Here is an 8,539-nt window from a genome sequence, read left to right as displayed (position 1 = left end):
AAAGATGAAAAAAAATCCAAGCTTAACTATTACCCTTTAACAGCTCCAGCGGTAAGCCCTCTGACGATATGCTTCTGCAAAACAAAAAACAGTATAAGTACAGGTATTGTAGCCACTGTCGCAGCTGCCATCATCAGATCAAAACGATTCTGGAAATTCCCAACAAACAACCTTATGCCGACCGGAAGCGTCTGAGTTGCGTCACTCGTTAACATCCATGCAAACATCAGCTCATCCCAAGCCTGTATTAATATAAAAATACCAGTAGCAATTATTCCAGGTATTGCCAATGGCAAAGTAATTCGAAGGAAAACTCCGATATTTGAGCACCCGTCGATTGTTGCTGCCTCTTCAAGTTCTACCGGAATTGCTGCAAAAAACCCCCTTAGTATCCAAATACTAAAAGGTAAAAACCATGCGGAATAAATAAATATTAACCCGAGGTACGAGCCCTTTATCATAATTCCATTAAAACCCGGGCCAAAAAGAGCTTTAAAAAACTCCATCCCAGCAGTAGTATCTTTGATAATATTAAAAAGCATATACATTGGAATCAAATAAAGTATTGCAGGTATCATTTGAGTTACAAGAATCGAGTTGCTAAACAGCTTCACTCCGGGAAATTTAAATCTAACAAGTGCATAAGCAGTCATTGTCGCCAAAATCATAGCAATAATCATCGTAAATCCACAAATTACAACTGAATTCTTTAAATATTTCCAGAAGTCTACATTAGGCCACATATCAACATAATTTCTCCATCCGCTAGAGAACATTAACACATGCCCTTCTCTGGATTGTACCTTTTCTATGACGGTTTTAACTGCCGCATCATAAACACTTACCCTTCCAGAACTAGCACCTATTATTACGGAGGCCCCATCAGTATAAGTTGACCTTAGCTCACTTGCTTCCATTTCATTTTTATCAAGTATCTGTCCATTAATTATCCTTGAAAAAAGTGCTTCCTTATTTTCTTTTAATCCGCTCACTTTATTAACAATTATTAATCCTGAATTAGTTCCTACATAAAAATTATCTTTAAATATATCTAATGAATTAATTTCCTGATCCGAGGTAATATCATCTTCCTTGAAATATTTCTTAATAATAGTAGTGGACTTCGAATCAATGAGGTATAGACCTGTTGCTGTTTGAAGCAATACCTCTTTAGGAGAAAGTATTCGTATTCCTTGAGAACCCGGAGGCATGTAATCAAGGTTAACTGTAAGAAAAGTAAAACCTTTATCTTTAAGATCGTGCCTGATAAATACTCCATCCGTGCCAATCCATAATAAATTATTATGTTTATCGTATTGCAGAGACTTAATTTGGTCAAATTTAAAATGATCCGGGATGTCAATGAACGAGAAGGCACCGCTATCTCTATCGTACTCCATTACAGTTCGGATATCTCCACCTTCAGCTGCCATCCATAGTTTCTGATCTGATCCGGTAATCGTTATCTGTCCGATATGAGCTACGTCCACAACTTTTGTAAAAGGTTTATTTCTTAGCATCTCTACCGTCGGTAATGCTTTATTGGGGAGCGTGATTCTTTTTATAACACCTAGGTTCTCATTCGATAACTGTACAAGTCCTTTATCAGAAGAAACAACCCATATAGAATCTTTATCAGCCCAAAAATTTGTTGCCAATGATTTTAAGGAATAATAATCTATTTTTTTCGACTTATCATTTATCTTCGTAATAGCTCCGTCAGAACTTCCAACAAATAAATTGCCATTGATTTTATTTAAGTAAATTATCGTGTTCTCAGATTTTTTTAGACCTACATTGCCTGACATGATCTCGGTGTTACCTTTAAAGGAATTATAGATCATCCAAAATATCGGAAATAGGTTCACGACAAGGAAGATAACCATTATAGTATTAATGGTGTAATGTGACACTATTTTCTTTAAAGAAACTGAGTTAATCATTTAGAACCTCTTTATTTTAGATAAATAGTAAACTTGCTTCTATCTATAAATCTCTTCGGAAGAAATATAGAATTTGTGCCAATAATAAATAACGATACTCATAAAAGCCATAAACATTATAGATATCGCTGCGCCATTACCAAAGTTCCACTGCTGAAAAGAGTTTCTAAAAATATTCGTCATCATTAGATCCCCCCACTCACCCGGGAATCCAGCGCCATTACCAAACATCATAATTACAATATTAAATGAATAAACATTATAAATAATACCAAACATAAGGAGTATAGCCCATACGGATTTTAGCATCGGTACAGTTATATGCCAAAACTTCTTCCATGATGAGGCACCATCGATACTGGCAGCTTCATAAAGAGAATCAGGAATATTCTGCAGTCCGGCTAAAAGCATTAACATCGATAATGGCCAGAATCTCCATATAGTCGGAACTACAATTGCCCAAAAAGTATTTGGACCGGTCAACCATGCAGGCTTTATTTCAGAAGTAAAAGCAGGAAGCAAGGGGAATATATTCTCTACAGCATATTTGAACTCAACCCCTACCAAACCGAGGGTGTAACTAATAGGAAATAATAAAACGTTTATCAATAACGTTATTATCGCATTTATAATGTTTATTATGTCATGTATATGAAAGACATTAAAAAACAACGCTTTTACAAGCGGAATATCATAAAGAAGATAATTAATTATTCCAATGTCTTGTTGCCACATAAAACCCCAGAGTAATCCAGTAACGAAGGTTGGAACTATCCATGGGAAGAGAAATAGCGTTCTTATTACGGACCGCCCTCTGAAATCACGGTTCAGCATCAAAGCAACAATAAGTCCCATGCCAAGCTGACCGATTGTTACAAAAACCGAATAATAAAGAGTATTCCTAACCGCTTGCCCTAACCCTATTCTGACTGGACTATTAGGGTTAAAAAGAACGTCATAATAGTTTCCCCAATTAACAAACGGAGCACTTAAATATCGGTCCATCGTATGAAGATTAAGCTTGAGAAAAGACATATAAAAACCCTGCATAAAGGGAATAAAGTTAAGGAGTACCATACCTATTAATGCAGGGGCTATAAAATAGTAGGCAAATTTATTTTTTTTAATTTTAATTACTAGGCTTTGTGCACTCATTTATTTACACTCGCCTAACACTGAATTTACTTCTTTTGCCGCAAGTCCCATTTCAGTTTTCAATTCAACTTTGCCATAAGTTTTTGGCACTGATTCTTTTTTCTGGGCACACCCGGTTAATAAAAGCGAGAATATCATAGCTACTAAAGTATATTTAATAAATATTTTCATACTTAACTCCCTTTTACTCGAACGAAATTATATGATGATGATTATCAGCAATATTATTATTTTCTTATTGAACCCAACAAATGATCCCACATTACTCCGAATCTTCTTATCAGCACATTTTCAAGTAATCCCCATGCTGGTATCGTAGGATAAGTCTTCCCATTCTTTACTACTTCAACATAAACCTTACGATTAATATCCTTAGTAAAGTAAGGATCAGCAAGTGCTTTTTTAGTTGCCGGCAAGTACCCCGTCAACTTAGCATAATGGAGTTGTGCTTCAGGTGAAGATAAATATTTTACTACTTCCCACGCAGCATCTTTCTTTTTGCTCGCCTTAAAAATTCCCAAATCATTTCCGCCTATAAAAGTATATTGTCCTTCAGGTCCCTTTGGGTAGGGCAAAATCCCAAACCTTTTTGCCGCTATTGTATCAAGGGCGCCACCTCGTTGAGAAGGTGTGGTCAACGACTTTATTTTATAAGGGCCATCAAATACTATAGCATATTGACCATTATCGAAACCGGTACTCACTTGTGCAGTATTCTGCTCTAAGCAATCGAGAGGAACAAAGCCTTTCCTAACTAATCCCAAATAATAGCTAAGTCCATTTACTACTTCATCAGAATCAATTGCAGAAGCTTTATTATCTTTTGTTAAGAATTCTCCTCCTGCACCCCATATCCATGGAGCCAGATTATGAATTACATTCCAGTCGTTTTTTCCAGTAAAGCCAAGAGGATTTACCTTAACACCATCAATAACAAGATTAGCATCTTTAATCTTTTGTAACGCCAATTCTAATCCTTCCCATGTATCGATGTCCGAAGGTTTAATTTTAAGTTTTTTGAAAACATCCGTTCTATAGAACATAGCACGAGCGTCTACAAACCATGGGATTGCTGTAATTTTGTCAGAGCCCTCTACACTAGCAGTTTTCCATGAGGACGGAAGAAATGCTGAGGATCCGCCAATCTCGTTAACTCTAGCTGAAAAATCTTCTAACGCTCCCATTGCTGATATTGAACTCACCCACGTTGTACCAAGCTGAACGATATCCGGAACATCTCCACTAGTAGCAGCTGTGGTAATTTTCGGCCATGCAGCACCCCAGTCAAGGATAGTTAATCTTACTTTTATGTCTTTATGTTCTCTATGGAATTTTGCTAAGACTTCTTCAAGGTCTGCCTGAGATTTGTTACTGTTTGGCATAATCCACATATTAACTTCAGTAACTTGGGCAGCAGTCACTGAGACTGCACAGATAATCGCTATAGATAAAACAAGTGCCATTCCTACTAATTTTTTAAAAAAAAGTTCCATTGAATATACCCCTTCCTTAAGACTCTTACAATTAACATGAAAATTAAAAATTTCTAGGATAAATTTAAGATATTTATACTAATCACATAAAATATATCATCAAAGAAACTATAGTGTCAATAAATTTTCTCCCCTAAGCCAATTATATCATGCCCAGATCCATCCAAGCTTGAAAACTTTTGGCAAGGCTTATTCCACAGTAACACTTTTGGCTAAATTTCTTGGCTGATCGACATTGCACCCTCGCATTACAGCAATGTGATATGCTAATATTTGCAAAGGAATAACGGACAATATTGAAGAGAGTTCCTCTATTGTGTCAGGAATATAAACAACTTCATTTACCTTTTCAGCAATATGTTTATCCCCTTCTGTGGCAATAGCAATAACAACACCACGCCTTGCTTTAACCTCCTCGATATTCCCCATAATCTTCTCGTAGCTGCGTCCTTTTAACGCTATTACAACAACAGGCATATATTCATCAATCAAAGCAATCGGGCCATGTTTCATTTCTGCTGCCGAATACCCTTCAGCATGAATATACGATATCTCTTTTAATTTTAAAGCACCTTCCAGCGCAACTGGAAATCCGATACCTCTCCCAAGATAGAGAAAATTCCTGGTAGTATAAAATTTCTTGCAAATTTTCATTATTTTGTGTTCGTTTTTAAATACTTTTTCAATTTTTCTAGGCAACAGGTCTAATTCTTTAAGTAAAGACTTCACTTCATCTTTTGATAGTATATAGCGTATTTCACCAAGAAAAATAGATAATAAATAAAGCAACACGATCTGAGTAGTAAATGCTTTCGTGGAAGCAACGCCTATCTCAAGACCTGCTCTGGTATAAATAACACCGTCAGATTCTCTTGCCACCGTACTGTTCATTACATTGCAAACTGAAAGGACTTTCGCTCCTTTAAGTTTCGCCTCTTTTATTGCAGCAATAGTATCTGCAGTTTCTCCGGACTGGCTTATGGCAATAACCAACGTCTTATTATCAATGATCGGGTTCCTATATCTGAACTCAGCAGCGTATTCTACTTCTACGGGAATATGCGCAAACTTCTCGATCATAAACTCCCCGACTAATCCTGCATGCAGTGAAGTACCACAGGCTGTTATTACCACCCGATTAAATTTGGTTAATTCTTTTTTCTCAAGATTAATTCCCGAGAGGTTAATCATTCCCTCCCTCATAAAACTTCTTCCGGCAAAGGTCTCCATTACTGCCCGAGGCTGTTCATGGATTTCTTTGGCCATAAAATGAGGATAGCCTTCTTTTTCTGCAGTCGAAGCATCCATCATAACAGTTACAATTTCTTTCACCAGAGTCTTTCCTTTAATATCTTTAACAACGATACCTTCGGGAGAAATAATTGCGATCTCCTTATCCTCTAAATAGATCACATCACGATTGTACTTAAGTATTGCGGAAATATCCGAAGTAATGAAATATTCATTTTTTCCACAGCCAATAATAAGTGGTGAAGCATTTTTTGCCACTACAATTTTATTGGGGTCTTTCTTTGCGATAACACCAATGGCGTATGTCCCTTCAACTTGCTTTAACGATTCAAGTACAGCTTCCTCTAAATTTCCCTGGAAACTTTCTTCAATGAGATGGGCAAGAACTTCTGTATCCGTATCGGATCGAAATATGTGCCCTTTAGCAATAAGTTTGGATTTTAAGAGGCTATAATTCTCGATAATGCCATTATGTACGAGAACAATTTCTCCCGAACAATCCGTATGCGGATGACTATTATCATGAGTTGTTTCCCCGTGTGTTGCCCATCGGGTATGTCCTAGCCCGATACATCCCTGCATAGTACTGGTTGAGATTACTTTCTCAAGTTCTACAATTTTTCCAACGCATTTTGTAACATTCAGCTTACCTTCGTGCAAAGTCGTAATTCCAGAGGAATCATATCCACGATATTCCAATTTCTTAAGACCATCTATTATCATGTCCACGCAGTCTTTACTGCCTAGATACCCAAATATTCCACACATAGCTTTTTACCTTTCTCTCGAAAGCACTTCAAGTAAACGCCAGAGAAGAATGTTTGTTCCTGCAGCACATTTCTCCGCAAATTCCTGTTGTGACAAACGCTTTCCACCTTTTGGATCACATGAAGCCCGAAAATTACCTATTTTCTTACATACTTCAGCAGCAGGACAATCTTCACAACGCATTACAATATTACTATATTCTGCCCCTCCCATAGGCTTAGGGTTATAGTTTTGAATAGGAGTAACAGATCTAAAGTCTCGTGATATTTCAGGCATGCCTTAAACCCTTTAAGTTCTAAACATTGTTTATCCTAACATAAAGCCCTTTTGATTACAACAGAATCAATTAGTGCTGCTTTTTTCTTTTAATGATCTTAAATTTTCAACAACCTCATGATCATTGTTTATTTGTAATGCCTTTTCCCATACACTTACTGCTTTTGAAGATTCGCCCATATCTTTGTATAGGATACCCATATTTTTTAACGCAATAAAATTATTACTATCTATTTCTATACTTTTATTAAAAAATTCCAATGCTTTAGGAAAATCCTTCTTGGCCACATATATCATGGCCATATTATTATAGGAATCGCTTCCCTGTGGAGTTAAATCCACAGCTTTCCCGATATACTCTATTGCCCGGTCATATTCTTTTTTTTTCAAATAGACTAGTCCTATATTATTATAGACATCACTAAATCCCGGATTGATCCCTAACGCCAAGCTGTAATAACGCAAGGCCTCATCCAGATTTCCTTCGCTAAAATAAATATTTCCAATATTTTTAAAGGACCTATAATCGTTGGGATTATTATTAATGTTATTTAGCAGAATATTAAGTGGCCGGGAAGACTGACCTTTTCCGATGAAAGAATTAAACAATATTATGGAACCTATAAAGAGAACGATAATACAGATACTGATAACTGTTTTCTTATTTTTCATAATGCCCCTTTGCATTAACGGAATCGCATTATATACTGTCAGTTATTATCCAGATGTTTGATCTCGATACAGCCAGTAGGTTTTTGATATTTTATTTATAGTTAGAACAGAAAAAACATTCAAGCACTTTATCGATCATTTAAATTGCAATTAGCTTGTCTCAACACTAGCTATAATAATAAAGTATCATATTAGTTAAATGGTATTCTTTTTTGAATTATAAACATATTTAAGCAATAAGATGATTAAGGCAAAACTACAGGTAACGATATTCGCCCCAATTATAATGAAATCACCTTTATGCAACCCATAGACAAACCAGAGAAATGTTCCGCATACCAGGATAATAAGCATTCCAGTCGAAACATCTTCAAGGCTCTTAGTCTTAAGCCCTTTTATTGCTTGAGGAATCAACCCGCTTGAGGTGAGTACTGCAGCCATTACTCCAATAATTTTGTAAAAAATTTCAATATCCATATTTTAATTCAATGTCCCACCAATAAATCCCTCAATATCAATAACCAGCTCAGTCAGCTCGATCTCGTTATTCTCAAAAATACACTTGAAACGATAACTACCGCCTTTTACTTTGAAAACGCCCTCAGCATCTCCTTCATTATATATGCACTCGCCCTCAAAGCCATAATCTTCCAATGCCTCTGAAATTGCTTCTAGTGTAAATTCATTAATACGAATTCTCATATATTTCTTCTGTTTACCTTCTAATAATGATGCTAACCTTAAATAAAAGAGCAATTCTTTTTGGTACACGCCTATAATACCACACAGGATTTGTCAGGCAAAGCGCATAATATCCCGCCCCCCCAACCTGCGAATTATCTTTCCAAGGCCTCTACACATTTCGCACCACGATGCAAAACTAAGCTACTAGAATTTTTCTTTAACTTGTATTATATTAACTATGAAAAGAGATTTAACATATTACTTCATCAAATATATCCCTCAATATCAGGCTTTACG

At 36.2% G+C, this 8,539-nt stretch carries 8 protein-coding genes; all 8 read right to left on the bottom strand.

Going from position 1 to position 8,539, the window contains the following annotated elements:
- Nucleotides 1-29: 29 nt before the first annotated feature.
- The 8 genes from DKM50_09950 to DKM50_09915 all read right to left on the bottom strand — a co-directional run bounded on the left by DKM50_09950 (nt 30) and on the right by DKM50_09915 (nt 8,329).
- Entirely contained in the window at nt 30-776 is a 747-nt protein-coding gene (locus DKM50_09950; protein PZM78957.1) for a carbohydrate ABC transporter permease, read from the bottom strand.
- Between the two features lie 1,206 nt (nt 777-1,982).
- Nucleotides 1,983-2,948: a sugar ABC transporter permease gene (locus DKM50_09945; GenBank protein ID PZM78956.1), complete on the bottom strand. Its 966-nt coding sequence runs from the start codon at nt 2,946-2,948 to the stop codon at nt 1,983-1,985.
- A 377-nt stretch (nt 2,949-3,325) separates the two neighbouring features.
- Nucleotides 3,326-4,591: an ABC transporter substrate-binding protein gene (locus tag DKM50_09940; protein PZM78875.1), complete on the bottom strand. Its 1,266-nt coding sequence runs from the start codon at nt 4,589-4,591 to the stop codon at nt 3,326-3,328.
- Between the two features lie 189 nt (nt 4,592-4,780).
- Nucleotides 4,781-6,610, bottom strand: coding sequence for a glutamine--fructose-6-phosphate transaminase (isomerizing) (glmS, locus tag DKM50_09935; GenBank protein ID PZM78874.1), 1,830 nt, complete (start codon nt 6,608-6,610; stop codon nt 4,781-4,783).
- 6 nt (nt 6,611-6,616) lie between these two features.
- Entirely contained in the window at nt 6,617-6,886 is a 270-nt protein-coding gene (locus DKM50_09930; protein PZM78873.1) for a hypothetical protein, read from the bottom strand.
- Between the two features lie 66 nt (nt 6,887-6,952).
- Entirely contained in the window at nt 6,953-7,573 is a 621-nt protein-coding gene (locus tag DKM50_09925) for a hypothetical protein (protein PZM78872.1), read from the bottom strand.
- A gap of 180 nt (nt 7,574-7,753) precedes the next feature.
- A complete protein-coding gene (locus DKM50_09920) occupies nt 7,754-8,035 on the bottom strand; it encodes a hypothetical protein (GenBank protein ID PZM78871.1) in 282 nt (93 codons plus the stop codon).
- 3 nt (nt 8,036-8,038) lie between these two features.
- Entirely contained in the window at nt 8,039-8,329 is a 291-nt protein-coding gene (locus DKM50_09915; protein PZM78870.1) for a hypothetical protein, read from the bottom strand.
- Between the last annotated feature and the right edge of the window lie 210 nt (nt 8,330-8,539).

This window comes from Candidatus Margulisiibacteriota bacterium, assembly GCA_003242895.1.
Lineage (GTDB): Bacteria > Margulisbacteria > Riflemargulisbacteria > GWF2-39-127 > GWF2-39-127 > GWF2-39-127.
The sequence above is the reverse complement of the archived record's forward strand: the minus strand, read 5'-3'. Positions and strand labels throughout refer to the sequence as shown.